At 56.0% G+C, this 17,390-nt stretch carries 15 protein-coding genes and 2 tRNA genes; 8 read left to right on the plus strand and 9 right to left on the minus strand.

Going from position 1 to position 17,390, the window contains the following annotated elements; genetic code table 11:
* The first annotated feature begins 62 nt into the window (after positions 1 to 62).
* Both sohB and AB5Y82_RS18440 read left to right on the plus strand, forming a co-directional pair.
* On the plus strand, positions 63 to 1,070 hold the full coding sequence (gene sohB / locus AB5Y82_RS18435) for a protease SohB (RefSeq protein WP_159144172.1): 1,008 nt from the start codon (positions 63 to 65) through the stop codon (positions 1,068 to 1,070).
* Positions 1,071 to 1,269: 199 nt separating this feature from the next.
* A complete protein-coding gene (locus AB5Y82_RS18440) occupies positions 1,270 to 2,493 on the plus strand; it encodes an MFS transporter (protein ID WP_368174361.1) in 1,224 nt (407 codons plus the stop codon).
* A 34-nt stretch (positions 2,494 to 2,527) separates the two neighbouring features.
* On the opposite strand, the gene AB5Y82_RS18445 is transcribed toward AB5Y82_RS18440, so the two are convergent.
* Together AB5Y82_RS18445 and AB5Y82_RS18450 are read right to left on the minus strand one after the other, a co-directional pair.
* Positions 2,528 to 3,610, minus strand: a complete 1,083-nt coding sequence (locus tag AB5Y82_RS18445) for a diguanylate cyclase (protein WP_368174362.1) — start codon at positions 3,608 to 3,610, stop codon at positions 2,528 to 2,530.
* Between the two features lie 174 nt (positions 3,611 to 3,784).
* Complete coding sequence (locus AB5Y82_RS18450) at positions 3,785 to 4,138, minus strand: DsrE/DsrF/TusD sulfur relay family protein (RefSeq protein WP_005334901.1); 354 nt, start codon at positions 4,136 to 4,138, stop codon at positions 3,785 to 3,787.
* Positions 4,139 to 4,296: 158 nt separating this feature from the next.
* On the opposite strand from AB5Y82_RS18450, the gene AB5Y82_RS18455 reads away from it, so the two are divergent.
* The gene (locus AB5Y82_RS18455; RefSeq protein ID WP_139398752.1) at positions 4,297 to 4,689 is read left to right on the plus strand and encodes a DUF1090 domain-containing protein; all 393 of its coding nucleotides are present in this window, start codon (positions 4,297 to 4,299) and stop codon (positions 4,687 to 4,689) included.
* Between the two features lie 76 nt (positions 4,690 to 4,765).
* Here the strand turns inward: AB5Y82_RS18455 and AB5Y82_RS18460 are convergent, their stop codons facing one another.
* From AB5Y82_RS18460 to AB5Y82_RS18470, 3 genes are all read right to left on the minus strand, one after another.
* Complete coding sequence (locus AB5Y82_RS18460; RefSeq protein ID WP_005334896.1) at positions 4,766 to 5,014, minus strand: YfhL family 4Fe-4S dicluster ferredoxin; 249 nt, start codon at positions 5,012 to 5,014, stop codon at positions 4,766 to 4,768.
* Between the two features lies 1 nt (position 5,015).
* Positions 5,016 to 6,377, minus strand: a complete 1,362-nt coding sequence (gene yegQ / locus AB5Y82_RS18465) for a tRNA 5-hydroxyuridine modification protein YegQ (protein WP_005334895.1) — start codon at positions 6,375 to 6,377, stop codon at positions 5,016 to 5,018.
* Positions 6,378 to 6,633: 256 nt separating this feature from the next.
* The gene (locus AB5Y82_RS18470) at positions 6,634 to 7,371 is read right to left on the minus strand and encodes an EAL domain-containing protein (protein WP_368174363.1); all 738 of its coding nucleotides are present in this window, start codon (positions 7,369 to 7,371) and stop codon (positions 6,634 to 6,636) included.
* A 279-nt stretch (positions 7,372 to 7,650) separates the two neighbouring features.
* Here AB5Y82_RS18470 and AB5Y82_RS18475 point away from each other — a divergent pair, with 279 nt between their 5' ends.
* From AB5Y82_RS18475 to AB5Y82_RS18490, 4 genes are all read left to right on the plus strand, one after another.
* The gene (locus AB5Y82_RS18475; protein ID WP_368174364.1) at positions 7,651 to 8,355 is read left to right on the plus strand and encodes a hypothetical protein; all 705 of its coding nucleotides are present in this window, start codon (positions 7,651 to 7,653) and stop codon (positions 8,353 to 8,355) included.
* Between the two features lie 45 nt (positions 8,356 to 8,400).
* Complete coding sequence (locus AB5Y82_RS18480) at positions 8,401 to 8,889, plus strand: CS1 type fimbrial major subunit (RefSeq protein ID WP_042082566.1); 489 nt, start codon at positions 8,401 to 8,403, stop codon at positions 8,887 to 8,889.
* Between the two features lie 64 nt (positions 8,890 to 8,953).
* Positions 8,954 to 11,371, plus strand: coding sequence for a TcfC E-set like domain-containing protein (locus AB5Y82_RS18485; RefSeq protein WP_368174365.1), 2,418 nt, complete (start codon positions 8,954 to 8,956; stop codon positions 11,369 to 11,371).
* Positions 11,358 to 12,563 (plus strand): hypothetical protein, encoded by a 1,206-nt coding sequence (locus AB5Y82_RS18490; RefSeq protein WP_368174366.1) that lies wholly within the window; start codon positions 11,358 to 11,360, stop codon positions 12,561 to 12,563. The genes AB5Y82_RS18485 and AB5Y82_RS18490 overlap by 14 nt, the downstream gene beginning before the upstream one ends.
* Here AB5Y82_RS18490 and AB5Y82_RS18495 read toward each other — a convergent pair.
* Positions 12,560 to 13,198 carry a response regulator gene (locus tag AB5Y82_RS18495; protein ID WP_368174367.1) on the minus strand — a complete coding sequence of 213 codons (639 nt, stop codon included), beginning with the start codon at positions 13,196 to 13,198 and terminating at the stop codon, positions 12,560 to 12,562. The genes AB5Y82_RS18490 and AB5Y82_RS18495 overlap by 4 nt on opposite strands.
* 122 nt (positions 13,199 to 13,320) lie before the next feature.
* On the opposite strand from AB5Y82_RS18495, the gene AB5Y82_RS18500 reads away from it, so the two are divergent.
* Positions 13,321 to 16,764 (plus strand): transporter substrate-binding domain-containing protein, encoded by a 3,444-nt coding sequence (locus AB5Y82_RS18500; protein WP_368174368.1) that lies wholly within the window; start codon positions 13,321 to 13,323, stop codon positions 16,762 to 16,764.
* Here the strand turns inward: AB5Y82_RS18500 and AB5Y82_RS18505 are convergent.
* The 3 genes from AB5Y82_RS18505 to AB5Y82_RS18515 form a co-directional block, all read right to left on the minus strand.
* A complete protein-coding gene (locus AB5Y82_RS18505; protein WP_005353834.1) occupies positions 16,738 to 17,028 on the minus strand; it encodes a hypothetical protein in 291 nt (96 codons plus the stop codon). The genes AB5Y82_RS18500 and AB5Y82_RS18505 overlap by 27 nt on opposite strands.
* Before the next feature lie 142 nt (positions 17,029 to 17,170).
* Positions 17,171 to 17,255, minus strand: a tRNA-Tyr gene (locus tag AB5Y82_RS18510).
* 44 nt (positions 17,256 to 17,299) lie between these two features.
* Positions 17,300 to 17,384, minus strand: a tRNA-Tyr gene (locus AB5Y82_RS18515).
* Between the last annotated feature and the right edge of the window lie 6 nt (positions 17,385 to 17,390).

A 17,390-nucleotide genomic window follows, 5' to 3' on the forward strand; every position in this document is an offset into this window, starting at 1 on the left:
TTTGCGCGCATTCGCCAAACTCCCTAGAATGTGACGAAAACCGATCCATTCTGGAGTCCATCGTGACATTTCTGACCGAATATGGCCTGTTTCTGGCCAAGACAGTGACCTTCCTGCTGGCCATCGGCGCCATCATCCTGATGATCGTCAGCACTCGCCAGCCGAAAGCGCGCAAGGGGGATCTGGTGGTGACCGATCTCTCGAGCGAGCTGGAGCAGGGGCAATTTGCGCTCAAGAGCGCGCTCGTAAGCAAGGCCGAGCGCAAGGTGCTGGAAAAGCAGCAGAAAGAGGAGCAGAAAAAACGCGCCAAGGCGGGGGATGAGCGCAGTCGCCTGTTTGTGCTCGATTTCAACGGCAGCATGGATGCCAAAGAGGTGGCCTCTCTGCGCGAAGAGGTGAGCGCGGTGATTGGCGTCGCCCAGCCCGGCGACGAGGTGCTGCTGCGGCTCGAATCTGGTGGCGGCGTTGTGCATGGCTATGGCTTGGCCGCTTCCCAGTTGCAGCGACTGCGCGATCGTGACATCAAGCTCACCGTGGCTATCGACAAGGTGGCGGCGAGCGGCGGCTACATGATGGCCTGCGTGGCGGACAAGATCCTGGCTGCCCCCTTTGCCATCGTCGGCTCCATCGGGGTGATCGCCCAGCTGCCGAACTTCAACAAGTTGTTGAAAAAGCACGATATCGAATTCGAGATGCACACCGCCGGTCAGTACAAGCGCACTATCACCATGTTTGGCGAGAACGACGATCTGGGGCGCGAGAAGTTTCGCGAGGAGCTGGCGGCGATCCACGAGCGCTTCAAGGCCTTTGTGGCCGAACACCGCCCGCAACTCGATATCGATCAGGTCACGACCGGAGAGCACTGGCTGGCAAGTCAGGCCAAGGGGCTGGGGTTGGTGGATACCCTCTGCACCAGCGATGACTATCTGCTGGCGCAGGCCAGCCACCACAAGGTGATCGGCATCAGCTATCGCAAGCCAAAAAGCCTGACCCAGAAGCTGGGGCAACAGGGCGCGCAGGCGCTCGAGGCAGGACTTGGGCGTCTGTGGCAGCAGAGCCCCTGGCGCTAAGCCTGGCCCCTGGCGTTAGCCAGAGGGAAATCCCGCGATAAAAAGGCCAGTCGATGCCCATCGGCTGGCCTTTTTGCATCCGGTTGCACCTTGCTGGTGAGCAAAGGTTGTTTCTATTGAGGCCCTCTGTTACAACTGAATGCTTTCCCCGTTTATGACAGGATCTTGTGGTAAGAGCTGCGGGGCATGGAGCATAGCGATGTCATGGAGCACCTTCAGGCAGTTTACCCCGCTGGTCTGGATCGTCATTCTGGGTACCTTCATGGTGCGTACCAGCTACTACATGGTGTGGCCCTTCCTCTCCATTCTGCTCTATCGGGAGTATGACCTTTCGGCCACCTTCATCGGCCTGTTGCTGGGTGGCTCTATGGCCCTCTCTACCCTGGTCAGTTTTTACGGCGGCTGGCTCTCTGATCGCTTCGGGCGGCGCAGCATACTGCTGGCCGGTTGTCTGGTGGCGATGAGCTGTTTCGGCCTGCTCGGTTTCTCCCATGCGGTGTTCTGGCTCGGGGTCGGGGTGATGGGCAGCGGCCTCTCGTCGGGGCTCATCGATGCCCCCGGCAAGGCGTTGATGGCCGACAGTCTGGCCTCGGCCAAGGCGCGGGAGCTGGCACTGCACCTGCGCTATTTTCTGCTTAATCTGGGGGCCGCGTTGGGGCCTCTGCTCGGGGTGACCCTCGGGATCAACGCCCAGCAGGAGACCTTCCTGTTTCTGGTGGTGAGCTATCTGCTGCTGGCGCTGGCCTTTGGCTGGGGCTTTCGCCGGGCTGGCAGCACAGGCAAGCCGGGTGCTGCTGGCCCCGGACTGCGGGATGCCATCAAGGTGTTGCTGGCGGATCGCGCCTTCCTGCTGCTGGTGATGGCCAATCTCCTGATGGTGCTGGTCTACTCCCAGTTTCACTCGCCGCTGGTGCAGTACCTGACCCGTGCCGGTATGCCACAGGTGGCCGAGCTGGTAGCCCAGCTGGTGGCGACCAACGCCCTGACCGTGGTGCTGCTGCAATTTCCGTTGCTGCGGTTGTTGTCACGCTGGCCGGTGCGGGTACGGCTTCATATAGGCATGGCGCTCTTTCTGGCGGCTCAATTGCTCTTCGCGCTGGGGGACCCGATGGTGCGCAGCCACTGGTTTGGCGCCGTGCTGCTGCTCAGCATCGGCGAGACCATTCTCTTTCCCCTGCTCAACGTGCTGATCGACCAGATGGCCCCCACCCACCTCAAGGGGAGCTACTTTGGCGCCAGCGCACTGGCCGGGTTGGGAGGGGCTGCTGGCGCTCTGCTGGGAGGCTGGATCCTCGAGCAGTGGAGCGGTCAGTTGCTCTATGTGCTGATGGCGTTGCTTTGTGTGGCGATTTTTGCGCTTTATGAGTGGGGTGCCAGAGTACAGCGTTCCGCTGTGGCCACGTCTGTGGTTGAGCGGAGCTGACCCAGTTAATGCGGGGATCTGTGATGCTGAATGTTCAGTGCGTGCTACCCGGAGTCTTCTCTTTGAGCGCCTTCTTGGCTGCGTACATCCTCTCGTCGGCGAGCCGGATCAGGTTTAGCCCGTCGTCGTAGTGCTCCGGCCCGGTCTGCACTATGCCGATACTGAGGGTGAGATCGCCCAGCTGTTCCTTGACGGTGTTGCTCAATCGTTTGAGATAGATATCCCGCGCCTGACTCTCGTTGCAGTTGGGCAGGATCAGGCAGAATTCATCTCCGCCATAACGAAAGCAGCTGTCTTCGGCGCGAAAGACCTGACGGATGCAGTTGCCGACGATGCGCAGGATCTCGTCTCCGCGCTGGTGACCTTCGGTATCGTTGATTTGCTTGAAGTTGTCGATATCGAGATAGGCGATGGCCATGGGTTCGGCACGGCGCTGACAGGTGCGCAGGCTCAGCAACAACAGCTCGTTGAGGTGGCGAACGTTGAGCAATCCGGTCAGAGCATCGGTGCGGTTCAGCTCCTCCAGTTGTTTGGTACGCTCGCGTACTTTCTGCTCCAGACTCTTGGCATAGTTCTCCGACTTCTCTCTGGAGGACTCTATTTCCGACACCAGACTGCGAATGTAGGTTTCGAAGACCAGAGTGATGTCGAACAGAAAGAGTTTGTCCAGGGCGGCCAGCATGACGAGGCGCTCCGGTTCATCGCGGATCTGCTCGAACATATCCTCGATCAGCAGGGCTTTGAGGGTGTTGATGGCGGCCAGATAGAGCTTGGGTTCGACCCCGATCCGCTTGTGAACCAGCCCGATCCGAAGCCGGTTGTTGACGTACTCCAAATCGTAATGGCCGCTGAAGAGATCGAGCACATAGCGCCGTTGCGCGGTGCGCAACCGTATGAGGGTATCGGCATCCCCGATCAACAGGGCGATTTCGGTGATGGCCGTCTGCTGCTGGTAGAAGCGATCCACCAGGGCGTCGATCCGTGGTTCTATCTTGCTGCAATAACTTGCCAGCCGCGCCACATCCTGTTCATTGAGCAGCAATAACTCCTTGCGATGGGCAATTTCAAAGTCGGTGATCCTCATCTGCTCAAGCAGGGTCTGTTCGGTCGGATTCATCGTCGTCCTCGGTTTATTACTGGGCGTTACGCTGTCCGTGAGGTGGGACAAACAAGCAGGCGTGGCAATTGATAGTGTAGTCAGTGAGGCTGGGGCGCGCGCAATGCCCCCGCGTGGCGGGGGCCATGGAGGGTCAGGTGAGGGCTAAAGGGGCAATAGATCCGGAGGGGGTGATCAGAAGGTCAGCACCTTGTCGGCAGCCAGGGTCCATTGGGCCAGCATCGGCAGGGTGCCGACCTCAATGCCCTCGATCAGCGGCAGGGCTGTGATGCCACGGGCATCGGTGCAGGTCTTGCACAGGCGAATGGTGACGCCTTGCGCCAGCAGGATCTCCAGCATCTGGCGCAGGTTGTATCCCTCGGCCGGTGCCTGACCGGCCAGCGCTGCACTCACCGCATCGGACATCAGGAACAGCTTCAGGCTGGCACCCCCCTGTTCGTTGAGGGCGATAGCGAGGCGCAGGGCGTTGAACAGGGATTCGCTGCCATAGGGGGCACCGTTGGCAATGACCACAATTTGTTGATTCATAACAGACTCCCGATTGGAAAGAGCGCCATTGTAGAACCAACAGGGTGCCAATTGCGTGATGTTGCACAACTTCTGTCGCACCTTTTTCCCGCTTGCTTGACCCTGCCGCCGATCGAGGTTTTTATGGTCAGCTCGCAAACAAGACCGGATGAATCGAGATGTGGAAAGTATTGGGAGCCGGCTTGCTGCTGTTGGCGGGTCAGGCCTTTGGCAGTGAGGCGGTCGGTTGCAAGGCCCGTCTGCAGGCCGTCAATGACCAGCTGGTGTTTGCCAAAGCACACAATAACGCCGGGCAGATTGCCGGGCTGGAACAGGCCGCGCGCAATATCAAGGCCAACTGTACCGATGAAGGTCTGCTCAAGGAGCAGAAAGAGCGGGTTAACAAACTGCGTGGCGAGGTGGATGAGAGTCTGCTTGAACTGCAGGAGGCGAGAGTCAGTGGCAAACCGGAGAAGATTGCCAAGCGGCAGGCCAGGCTGGAGGAGTCCCAGACCCGGATGCTGGAGGCCCAGCGGGAGCTGGACAAACTGATCCGGCTGGTCGGCAAGTGATGGCCAGCCGCTGCACGCAGGATCAAAAAAGGCCGATTGCTCGGCCTTTTTTTTCGTTTTACGGTCTGTGCATCAGCTACTGCCTGTGCATCCGCACAAATTTCTCCATCAGCTGATCTTCGGTCTCCACATGAGCGGGATCCCAGATGATGCAGTCGATAGGGCAGACACTGATGCAGGTCGGCTTCTCATAGTGACCGACGCACTCGGTGCAGCGACTGGGGTCGATCTCGTAGATCTCCTCACCCAGGCTGATAGCCTGGTTGGGGCACTCGGGATCGCACATGTCACAGTTGATGCACTTGTCGGTGATGAGCAGCGCCATCTCAGGCCGCCGTGTGCGGGTTGCGGGTATCCTGGCTGTCGCCCAGATTGCGCAGCAAAATGCCGTAGTTCACATCCAGATCTTTCGGGACCGGCACATAGACTACGTGACCGTTGCCCGGTGCGGTGTCGATAAGCTCCCCTTTGCGGTTCTCCATCTGCTCCAGATTGAAACGGACGTTGCCCTGCGGGGTCATCAGCTCCAGGTTGTTGCCCACCAGGAACTTGTTCTTTACCTCGACCTCGACCATGTCACCTTTGCGTCCGGTGATTTCGCCGACAAACTGCTGGGTGTCGGAGACGGAGTAGCCGTAGTCGTAGTTCTGGTATTCGCTGTGGTTGTGACGGCGCAGGAAGCCCTCGGTGTAGCCGCGGTGGGCCAGATTTTCGAGGGTGCCCATCAGGCTGCGGTCGAACGGACGACCCGCCACCGCATCGTCGATGGCCTTGCGGTAAACCTGCGCGGTACGGGCGCAGTAATAGAAAGACTTGGTGCGTCCTTCGATTTTCAGGGAGTGAACGCCCATCTTGGTCAGTCGCTCGACGTGCTCGACGGCGCGCAAGTCCTTGGAGTTCATGATGTAGGTGCCGTGCTCGTCCTCGAACGCGCTCATGTACTCGCCCGGGCGATTGGACTCTTCCAGCAGCACAAGGGCATCAGTCGGCTTGCCAAGGCCTAGCGTGTTGTCCGGACGCACTGCGATGGGCTCCTGACGGTGGACAATCTGGCCCACGTCATCTTCTTTACCTTCGTGCACCTTGTACTCCCAGCGGCAGGAGTTGGTGCAGGTGCCCTGGTTGGGGTCTCGCTTGTTGATGTAGCCGGAGAGCAGGCAGCGGCCGGAGTAGGCCATGCACAGCGCGCCGTGAACGAACACTTCCAGCTCCATCTCCGGCACCTGCATGCGGATCTCCTCGATCTCGTCCAGCGACAGCTCGCGGGAGAGGATGGCGCGGGTCAGGCCCATTTGATGCCAGAACTTCACCGTGGCCCAGTTGACCGCGTTGGCCTGCACCGAGAGGTGAATGGGCATATCCGGGAAGGCTTCACGCATCATCATGATAAGGCCGGGGTCGGACATGATCAGCGCATCCGGCTTCATCTCCACCACAGGGCGCATGTCGCGGATAAAGGTCTTGAGCTTGGAGTTGTGGGGCTGGATGTTGGCCACCACATAGAACTGCTTGCCCAGTGCATGGGCTTCATTGATGCCCAGCTGCAGGTTTTCATGATCGAATTCGTTGTTGCGCACCCGCAGGCTGTAGCGGGGCTGACCGGCATAGACGGCATCGGCGCCATAGGCATAGGCGTAACGCATGTTCTTGAGGGAACCTGCGGGGGAGAGCAATTCTGGTTTAAACATGGCGGACTCTTTATATCTGATTGCAAATCAGGACGATGCCACCTGATGGCATCGTAGTGGTTGAGCTGCGGTGCAAGATGCACTCCGAGAGGAGGCTCAATGCAGCGCAACCCGATGACGGCATACCCGGGCCTATCTACAGAAGATGCGCCGGATATTCGGGGTGCGAGATTGTACTCGCCCCCACGTCATCATGCAATTTGGCAGGAAATTGTTGGCTGCGCGAGCCGACAGGATGCCGAAATGAAACCGCCGCTCAGGCCCAACGGGAGAGGGGGGAGGGCATGGCGTAGACGTAACCCTGTTGATAGTCACAGCCGAGCTGATCGGCAATCTCGATATGGGTCTGGTTTTCCACCCCTTCGCACACCACCTTCATGCCGAGTCGCTGCAGGTACTCCACCAGTCCGGTCAGCATGCGCAAGGCATGGCTACTCTTGGTCGCTTGCAGCAGCAGGGAGCGATCCAGCTTGATGATCTCGTAGGGGAGCGCCATCACTCGCTGAAAATTGCACTCCTGGGTGCCAAAGTCATCGCAGGCGATATGGGCACCGTGGCTGCGCAGTACCTCGATCAGGGCCAACTCCTTGCGCTCTAGCGGGGCGTACTCCACCACCTCGAACCATATTGCGATATCCAGCTTGCGGGCCTGCAAGAGAGTGAGTAACAGCAGGTTCTTATATGTTGTGCTCTCAAAAGCGGGGTTGAGGTTTATCGAGAGGGAGCAAGGAGCATGGCATGCCAGAGCGGTCAGATCACGCCAAATGGCTCTGAGCATAACGATATCCACATGCAGGGACTCTTCATCACTGAGAGAGGGAAAGTCTATTCCCTGATAGCGCTGCTGGCGGGGTTCCCAGCGTCTGGCCAGCGCCTCAAAGCCGATGATCTTGCGATCCCGGTTAACGATTGGCTGATAAAAGGGCACGGCAATGTCCGCTGTCGTCAGGGATGCCACGTCACCGACCGGAAACTCTTCTTTAAACGCAAACATGTCACTTCCCTGCTGACTGAGATGATTTCGGATAATAGGGGAGGATGTTGAAAGCTGGCTGTAGGAATTGTCTGATTGTTTGCAGGAAAAATACTTTGGCAGTATCAGATTATTCCGATTAAGTCCGGTGCATGGATTATCTAGACTGGCCTCAATGACGAATCGCTGAGCCAAATATGATCATCTGGCGATCTGCATATATGGAGCTCGTATATTTTTCGGAGCCTTCAATGAATGAAGGAACCACTCTCTATCGTTTTTACAGTGTGATAATTATTCATGAATAAGATTTTTACTGTATTGCTGTTTATATTCAGCAGCAATGCCTTGGCATCGCCGGATATTAGCGTTGGCACCTTATATGACTATATGTCGGCAGAAAAAACTACGCTGCTCAAGCGGGTTAGAAATCTTGGTGATGAGACGGCCTTTGTCAAAATAACGCTGGCCGAAATTATATATGATGCCGATGGCGTGCCGAAGGAGCGGGAGTTACCGGATGAGGGCGTTCGTCAGCTGGTGACAAGTCCATCACGGTTGATTATTCCGGCAGGTGGTATGCAGGCTACTCGTTTTATCTATATGGGAGTGCGGGAGCGAGAACGTTATTTTCGGGTGCGTTTTGTGCCGGTCAAACCACAGGACGATGAAATAACCGAATTACCACCACAGCAACAAATTAGCGCCGGGGTCAGCATCATGACCGGTTTTGGCACCATTCTCTTTGTGGCCCCCAAAGAGACCCGTTATGACACCCAGATTGACCGTAAAAACGGTGTTCTCTATGTGGAGAACCGGGGCAATGCCACCGTTATTCTCGATTATCTGGAACTGTGTGACCAAAAAGAGAGCTCATGCAGTCAACCGGAGAAGATGCATCTGCTGCCCGGCGTTAAAAAGCGGGTCAGTCAAGAGGCAACCCGGACGGTTCGTTTTGAACTGATCGAAGGGAAAAAATCGGTATTCAGGGAGTTCAAGCTCTGATCCCGATATATCACAAGAACGACAATCACACCTGAAGGAGTGGCTATGAAGATGTTATCGCTTTTTCCCGCCCTGTTGCTGGCGAGCGGATCGCTGATGGCGGCCGAGCGCATCGAGCATACGGTGACGGTAACGGCGCAGATCCCGACCGAACACTTTTATGTGCAACCCGTGGGTGACTGGATGAGTACCCCACAGAAACTGACCTTCAACCCCTTTAGCCAAAAGCTGGATCCCTTGGCCAAGCAGCTGGAGATGAAGAGCACCATTGGTCCCATCAAGGGTTATCTGGTTTATCCCGCCACCATGGCCAGCGGCAAGGAGAGTATCGGCTTGACGGTCAAGGTGGCAGGCGTTGCGCTGACCACTACATCCGCCGACTTGCTGAACCAAGCGGATGCCAATACTGGCAAACAGGTAGGGCTGGAGATTATTCCGGCCGCGGCGCCAACCGGTGGCTACAAACCCGGCAACTATCAGGGGATTGTCAGCATGATGTTTGAATCGGAGGCACCGCCTGCTCAAGGCAGCTGACATGAGTATGTGGGGGTCATCAGGCCCCCTTTAATTGATATTCCAGGCATTCAGGTTGCACTTCATGGTTCGTTCTCTTCTTCTCTTGCTCGGGTCGTTGCTCTTTGCCTCACTGGCGGCGGCAGACCCGGCACTGTTGCTGCAACAGGCGCGGCAGTTGCCAGAAGGGTTTGAAGCGCACTTTTTTGGTGTTCCCCTGATGGTGCGGGTGATCGTCGACGGTCGCCTGCTGGGGGATGGGGAAGTGCTGCTCGGGCGGGATAACTCGGTACAGCTGCTTTCACTGGTGGATGTGCAGGAGAGCGAGTTTGACGAGGGGGCGCGTGAACGCTGGCTGACCAGGTTGGGATCGCACCTGCCGCTCGGCGAGTGCAGCCGTGCCTGTCCCGAAGGCATCGTGGGATTGCAATATAGTCTGGAGGAGTCCCAGCTCTCGGTACTGACCGGTGAGGTAGAGCAGGAGGCGCGGGATCAGCGCTTTATGACATTGCCTCAAGAGAGCAAGGGGTTGCTGATCCAGAACCAGCTGAACCTGGTGCAGGGCACTCAGCGCAACGGTCACTACAACCTGCAGCTGGAGGGCAGCTGGGGACAGTGGACCCCTTTTATGGAGGGGGATGCCACCTGGCAAGAGGGTGGGCCAACTGATCTCGGGATGGCTCAGGTCTATGGAGAACGGCTCCATGAGGCCAATTTTTATCGTCTCGGCTTCTTCTTTCCCTCGGCGCAGGGGTTGGTGCGTCAACCCAACTACTACAGTGGTGCGACGCCCACAGTGCTTGGCGTGATGTGGGGCAGTTCGGATCTGCTGCGCCGGGAGCGCGGGGTGCCCAGTCTGGCGCCGATCCAGGTGGCACCGGCCCGGCCGGGCATGGTGGAGATCTATCGTGACGGCAACCTGATCCAGTCCCAGCCGGTCGTATCCGGTTTGCAGGCACTTGATACCCGATCGCTGCCCGGCGGTATTTACGAGGTAGAGCTGCGGTTGCTGGAGGATGGTCAGGAGACCCGCCGTTGGCGCGAGATGATCTACAAACCCTCCAACTGGCAGACGCCGGAGGAGCCGTGGCGCTTCAACCTCTTTGCCGGGCGTCAGACCCGCTGGCTGGTGCGGCAAGGAGACAGTGATCTGGAAGGGGCCAGTGGCGGCGTAGCGGTGAACCACCTGTTGCTTCCCTCGTTGGTAGTGGGCGCAGGTAGCCAGTATGTGGACAGACGGGCCCAGCACGCCCTCTCGCTCGACTGGGAGGCGACCAGTCAGCTCCACGGCTTTGCCTCCCTCAACCAGAGTGTTGGCATGGGGTGGGGTTACGATTTGCAGGGGATCTACTGGCATGGCAACAGCAGTCTGGTGGCCAGCCATTCGCGCAATTTGCGCAAGCAGGGGGAAGCAAGTGCGGTGTCCAGCCTGTCACTGCAGCAGTCGCTGGAAAAGTGGGGCTCCCTCGGTCTCTATGTTTCTCACCAGTCTGGTCGTGGTAATGGCGCTGATGTGGGGTGGCACTATAGCGATCGGCTGTGGGGGCGCTGGGTGACCTGGGGGGTGACCCTGTTCGATCGTCCCGGCAGCGAGAGCACGGCGCAGCAGCGGGATCGCGGCAGCACCCTCAGTCTGACCATCAACCTGGGCGGACAGGATCGCCAGTTGTCGTTGGGGCTGGGCAGCAATACTTCCCGCTCGGGCGGTGCCCAGCGCAGCGCCTATCTCAATTATCAGCAGGAGGTAGACTGGGGGCCGCTTCGCCAGGTCAGCGTCGGCAGCACCTACGACAGCTATGGCACCGGTCTGTCAGGCTATGGCCGTTTTGCATCGCCCTGGCTGGGGGGAGACCTGTTTGCCCAGCACTCCGCCTATAACGAACAGGTGACTGGCGGTATCAATCTGGAGAGCGTAGTGGCACTGGGGCGGGAGGGGGAGCTGGCGCTCGGTTCTCGAGAGATGAGCGGTATGGGCAATGAGGCTGCGATGATCCTCGATATCGACGCCGACGATGAGGCGGCACGTATCCGGGTCAGCGACGATCTGGGCAGCGTACAGACCCTTGGACCCGGTCGCCATCTGGTCTCGGTGCCTGCCTTGCAGAGCGGTGCCTTGCAACTGGAGATGGCCGACCACGAAGGGGCACCGCTTACCATCAAGCCGACCGTGCTCCCCTACCATTTTAACCGCGGGGGGGTGGGTTATGGCCAGGTGAATGCAGTGAGCACCGTTACTGTGATTGGTCGCCTGCTGGACGAGCAAAACCAGCCGCTGCGTGGTGCCATGGTCAGTAACCCTATAGGGCGGGCATTTACCGAAAATGATGGCTTCTTTGCGCTGGAAGCGAGCCGACGACAGCCGCAATTTAGCGTGGAACATAATGGCATTCTCCGTTGCAACAACTCGTCAGGAGTGCAGAGTCGCACGGAGGCATCGGAGATTATTATGTTGGGAGAGTTAATATGTTCACCTGGTGTGACTGTAAAAAATGAAAAGCATTAAAATATTAGTTCTACTGATGTTTAGTCACTCTTCTTTGTCTGATGTGATTGATATTACTGCAGACTATAAACCTGAGAGCTATGAAGTGAGTGGTGGGCGTTTTATCAACACCACTCCGTGCGATGTCGGTCAACCGATTTCTTATTGTGACCCACAGACGCCGCTAGAGTCATCGGTTATAGTAAAACTCCCAGTGTCGATAGCAAAAACAATAAATTCGGCGAAGGGTAAACAGAACTACCTAAGTTACTATCGACTTTCTGGTCCTAAAAAAGTGACGTTGACGAACAGCAACAATGGAGAACACCATGAATTGGCATTTATTCCAACCAATATAGGTGCCAAGGTAATAAAAATGGAGTATCCAATTGTCAATAATAATAGATGGCCCATGCATACTATTGGTGGTGATTGCTATCAAAGCTTTAGTACTTGGGGGTGGTTCGGGTCTGTAGTAACTGGGCAACTTTTTTTATATTCTATTAATGATTTAGCTCAAAATGGTGCGTCTGAGTGCTATCACAATAGCCAACTTGGTGATGGAACATCATACTCTGTCGATTGGCTGAATTATGGCTTTCGTATCAAAGCACCTAATCCATTGACTATGTCAAACGGAAAGTATACTGGTAGTTTAAAAATAATGGTGGGGCGTAATAAGGATATTGACCTAGGTGATGCAACCTATTCTGGGGGAACAGAGCATGAACTTAAATTTACACTGACAGTCCGTCATCAATTGAAAGTTGATTTTCCCAAAGGAGATAGCGATGGCCATAGCCAAGTAACCTTATTGCCACCAGGTGGGTGGAGTAATTGGATTCATAGTGGAAAGCGAGAGCCAAGCATATTGCAGCAAGATCTTCCTTTTCGAATATGGTTTAGTGCCCCATTTACTGTCTCACTGCGTTGCCAATATCAATGGTCTACTAGTGGTGAGTGCGCATTAAAAGATAGCAAGGGGCGAACAGTGCCTTTAAAAACGCACTATGTTAACAGCATAAATGAAATGTTTCTGTTGACTAAAAATAAAACCAGATTTGTACTTCCTGTACAGGGAAGTCCGGTTATCAATGCTGCCAGTGCGATTCGATTTCAGATTGTGGGTGGGACGGTCGCCGAGATGATGAAATACCCTGGCTCCTCCTTTAAAGGCGATGTTACCCTGATATTTGATGCGGCTATTGATTAATAGAGTCCGCTGCTTTTGGCATAGTCAAAGAGGGCGCTATCGCTGCTAATACCCAGCCGTATCATGGCGCTCTTTTTCTGGGTGCTGATGGTTTTGACACTGCGATGAAGATAGTCGGCAACCTGAGTGACGGACATGCCGCTGGCAAGTAGGCGCACCACTTCGCTCTCCTTTGGTGTAAGCGGGTGGGGTTCGCCTTGAGCAGAGATTCCGGCATTGGCCAGCAGTATTTTTACCGCAGGACCAATATAGCGATGACCGAGCAATATCTGGCGAATGGCATCGGCCAGTTCATTGATAACCGATTTTTTCAGTATCAGACCGTTGACCCCAACCTGAATAAGGGATTGCAAGATGGCGCTGTTCTGGATCTGGGTCAGCACAATAATGGGCAGGTTTGGATAATCCCGACGCAACTGCTGGATCATCACCAGGCCATCACAGCGGATATCTCCCGGCATGCTGAAATCGGTGATCAACAGATCGCAATGATGTTGCTGTAATAAATTAAGCAAATCAGATACCTGATATGCCTCGGCGATCACTTCACAATGGGGGGTTATCTGGTCAATCAGGCTACGGATCCCGGTCAGAATCAAGGGGTGGTCATCGGCAAGAATAATCTTGAAGGACATGGATGAGCCTCTTATAAAGCAGTGAATAATATTCAGGCTACCAAAGCTAACATTTCTATACTACCGTGCGCACCCCATTTTTTCAGGTGCATATATCTTTTTATAAATATATGTGAATCGTTATGTCTATATATTGTTCGCTTATGTCATTAATCAAACGATTCATAATTATTGTCGCTGTTTTATCCTTGACGCCTTCCGTATTTTCGGCGGAGGTACATTCTGTACCAACGATTGAAGTGGGCATATTGGCTGGCGGATGGGGACCATTCCAGCAGTGGGACGGCAAGGTCGCCGCTGGATTCAGTGTTGAATTGATGGAGGAAATAGCCAAAAAGCTTGACTACCGGATTGCCTGGCAGGTTTACCCTGACTGGAAAACCATGTATGCCGATGCCTGCCGTGGCAAGCTGGATATCCTGCTCGATGCATTTAATTCTGAGGTGCGTCAGTGTGTCACCTATAGCCTACCTTACTACACTTCGCCGACTGTGGTGGTGGTGCGCCAGGACAGCCCCCTGTTTCGGGATGTGAGCCAGTTGCAGTCCGCCAGCATTGCCATCGAAAAAGGCTTTCTGACCGAGAAGCTGGTCAAGCTGCACTATCCCAATGTCACACCGCGACTCTTTGTCGATACGCACCGTGCATTGCAGGCGGTTGAGCAAGGTCGGGCAGATGCCTACATCGGTAACCTTCATGTGGCCAATCTGTTTATCGAGCGTCACCCGGCGTTGGCGGTGGTTGCCCAGTCTCCCTTGTTGATGGAAACCCTGCATCTTGGCGTCGCCAGCCAGAAACACACTCTTGCCATCCGGCTTGATACTGCCATTCAGTCGCTAACGGTCGAGGCGCGCAGTGAACTGGAGAAACGCTGGTTGGGGGAGAGCCTGGAGCCCAACTTTATGGGGCACAGTCATTTTTTACTGCGTCCTGATGAGCGTGGCTGGCTCTCGATGCTGCCACCGCTCAAGCTGGGGCTGATCCCCGGCTGGGTGCCCTTCTCCCATCTCGATGAGGAGGGCAATTCGGTCGGCTTGATAGCGGATTATCTGAAGGTGTTGCAAGAGAAGTTGGGGTTGGCTTACAGCCGAATATCGGTAAAGGATTGGCCTGACCTGCAACAGCAACTGCTGCATCACGAAGTCGACCTAGCAGTATTACCCGCTCGCATTATCGAGCGGCTGGTGGGTTGGCATGCCAGCGAACCCTTCGCATCATTCCCGATGGTGCTGGTGACGGCGCGCGGTAGTATTCCGATCGGGGATCTCTCTGATCTGGCTGGTAAAAAGCTGCTGCTGACCGACAGCATGCTGATCCCCCAGCTGAGGGCAATGGTGCCTGACCTTAAACTGATCACGACCAAGAGTGCCAACGAGGGGCTTGCTCGTGTCGCTGCGGGACAGGGAGATGCCTATATCGGCAATCTGGTGGTGGTCTCCCGTCTTATCACCGAGCAGTTTGATGACCGACTTCATATTGCCGCGCCCACCCCCTTCAAGGATGAGTTAGCCGTTGCGGTACGTGAGCCTTACGTCCCCTTGCTACCCTTGGTCAACCGGGTGCTTGCCAGCATGAGCGACAAGGAGAAGCGCCAGATACGCAACAGCTGGCTGGCGCTCAATTACAGCGAAGGGATCCCCAGAGCGAAACTGGTGCGTACCCTGCTGCCCGCCGGGGTGGCGATCACGCTCTTTATTCTGGTGTTGTCGGTGGCTTACTGGCGGCTGCGTCAGGAGATAGTACGTCGTCATCAGGTTGAGGCAGCACTCGCCAGAGCCAAGGCCAAAGCGGAGTCTGCCGCCACCCAGAAAGGGGAGTTTCTGGCCACCATGAGCCACGAAATTCGCACGCCCATGAATGGCATTGTCGGTATGGCGGAACAGCTCACTTTTACCGAGCTGACCCAGGATCAGCGCCAGATGGTCGAGGTTATCAACCGCGGTGCCCAGGGGTTGCATGCGCTGATCGACAACGTGCTCGACTTCGCCAAGCTGGAGGCGGGCAAGATGCAACTCGAAGAGGCCCCTTTTCTCATCCGTGAATTGATCGACAGCGTGCTGACCATGACGGTGAGCGAGGTGCATCGCAAGGGGTTGCGCGTCTATCTCTGGGCTGATGCCGGTGTGGCGGCTCGGGTAAGTGGTGATGCGCTGCGTCTGCGCCAGATCCTCTTCAACTTTGTCAGTAATGCCATCAAATTTACCGAGCGGGGCTTTATCGAGATCTCGGTGCAACTGCTAGTACAGGAGGAGGGGCAACAGCAACTGTGCTTCGGCGTGCGCGACAGCGGCATCGGTATGAGCCCAGAGGCGCTTGGCCGGATCTTCAATGCCTTTGAGCAGGCAGAGAGCTCCACCACCCGCAGTTATGGTGGTACTGGCTTGGGGCTGAGTATCTGCCAGACCTTGGCCACCTTGATGGGTGGCGAAATCCGGCTGGAGAGTGCCCCTGGGCTAGGCACTTTCATCAGCCTGACGGTTACGTTGCCAGTGTTGGCACAGCGAGAGCCGGATCTCCGTCTCAATGGCGTGCAAGCCCACATCGATCTCCATGACGAGAAGTTGTGCCACACCCTGTTGTTGCAACTTGATGCCTTGGGAGTAATACGAACGTCGGAGTCTGGTGATGCTCAGTTGCGTTTCACAGACCATGAGCTGGCGGGCAATGGGCTCATCCGGGTGCTGCCGCTGGCAACCCCCCTCGGTTATCGTTGTGATGAGGAGGGTTACACCCTCAACAGCAATCCCATGACCCGGCATGCGGTGCGGGAAGTTTGCTATCGCCAGCTTGGCTTGAGCGATGGGACGGCAACGAAAGCGATGCGAAAGAGCGCACCCATGCAGCCCTGCCGGGTATTGCTGGTGGAGGATAATCCCCTCAATCAGTCGCTGGTGATACGCCAGCTCAGGCAACTGGGGATGAACTGCGATGTGGCAGAGCATGGCCAGCAGGCTCTTGAGATGGTCGCGCAGCATCCCTATGAGCTGGTGCTCTGTGACTGTCAGATGCCGGTGATGGATGGTTATGAGTTCACGCGCAGGATACGGGCTGCAGAGAAAGGTGAGCGGCTACTGATCATCGCCATGACGGCCAATGTGTTGCCAGAGCAGGCTCAGCGCTGTTTTGCCGCGGGCATGGACGATCTGTTGGGCAAACCGGTGCTGCTGGATACTCTGCGCCAGATGTTGCAGAAGTGGCGAATCTTACCCGCGTCAACCTTGATTGATATTGCGGCCATGGAGGCATTTTTTGGTCATGGTGACAAGTTGCGGCAGATGTTTCCGCTTTTTCGCCAGGAGCTTGAACAGTCGATGGTACAGGAGTCACTTGATGACAATGCATTGGCCAATTGGGTGCATCGTCAGGCGGGGACCATCAGCATGATGATGGCGCCGGAATTGGCTGAACAGGCATGGCGATTGGAAGAAAAAATCCGTCAATTTGGATCGCCAGCTTGTACAGATGAGCTGACACGCTTTCGTGCCCAATTACAGCAAATTATCGATGAATTGACGTTATTGAGCGAAAGAGAGGGACGCTCAGTTATCGAGGGAGAGCTGGAGTAAGGGGAACTGTTCGCTCATAAAATTGCGGGGGCTGTGGCCATTGCCTGCGCTGGCTAGCCATTCCCAATCCAGTTTTGGCGAGCCCGCTTTGAAGCGTTGATAGGCAACGCCCTGATGAATGGTCAGAAAGAGGGTCGTGGGGAGTCCCAGCTTGTTGCTGTAGCGCACCATCAGATCACCCTGATAGTCGTTGCTGATTCTGACTTTGAGCGCCTGCAGTGTCAGACCGGTGGCGTGACCATGCTCGTCCCAGACTTCAAACATGATATGAACACTCTGATGTCGATGATGCCACGATGAGCAAGATGGGATGCAATTGCAACTGTCAGATCTGACAAGACCGAAAAAGTGTGAGGGGAATGGCAGAAAGCGAAAACCCGGCGCGAGGCCGGGTTTTCTTGAATGATGGTGGAGGGAGAAGGATTCGAACCTTCGAAGGCAGAGCCGTCAGATTTACAGTCTGATCCCTTTGGCCGCTCGGGAACCCCTCCACGGGGGTAAAGCAAATTGTATTCAGCCATTTCAATCAGGGAAATGGTGGAGGGAGAAGGATTCGAACCTTCGAAGGCAGAGCCGTCAGATTTACAGTCTGATCCCTTTGGCCGCTCGGGAACCCCTCCACGGGG

The sequence above is a fragment of the Aeromonas sp. s13 genome (genome assembly GCF_040907905.1).
In the GTDB taxonomy this organism is placed as follows: domain Bacteria; phylum Pseudomonadota; class Gammaproteobacteria; order Enterobacterales; family Aeromonadaceae; genus Aeromonas; species Aeromonas veronii.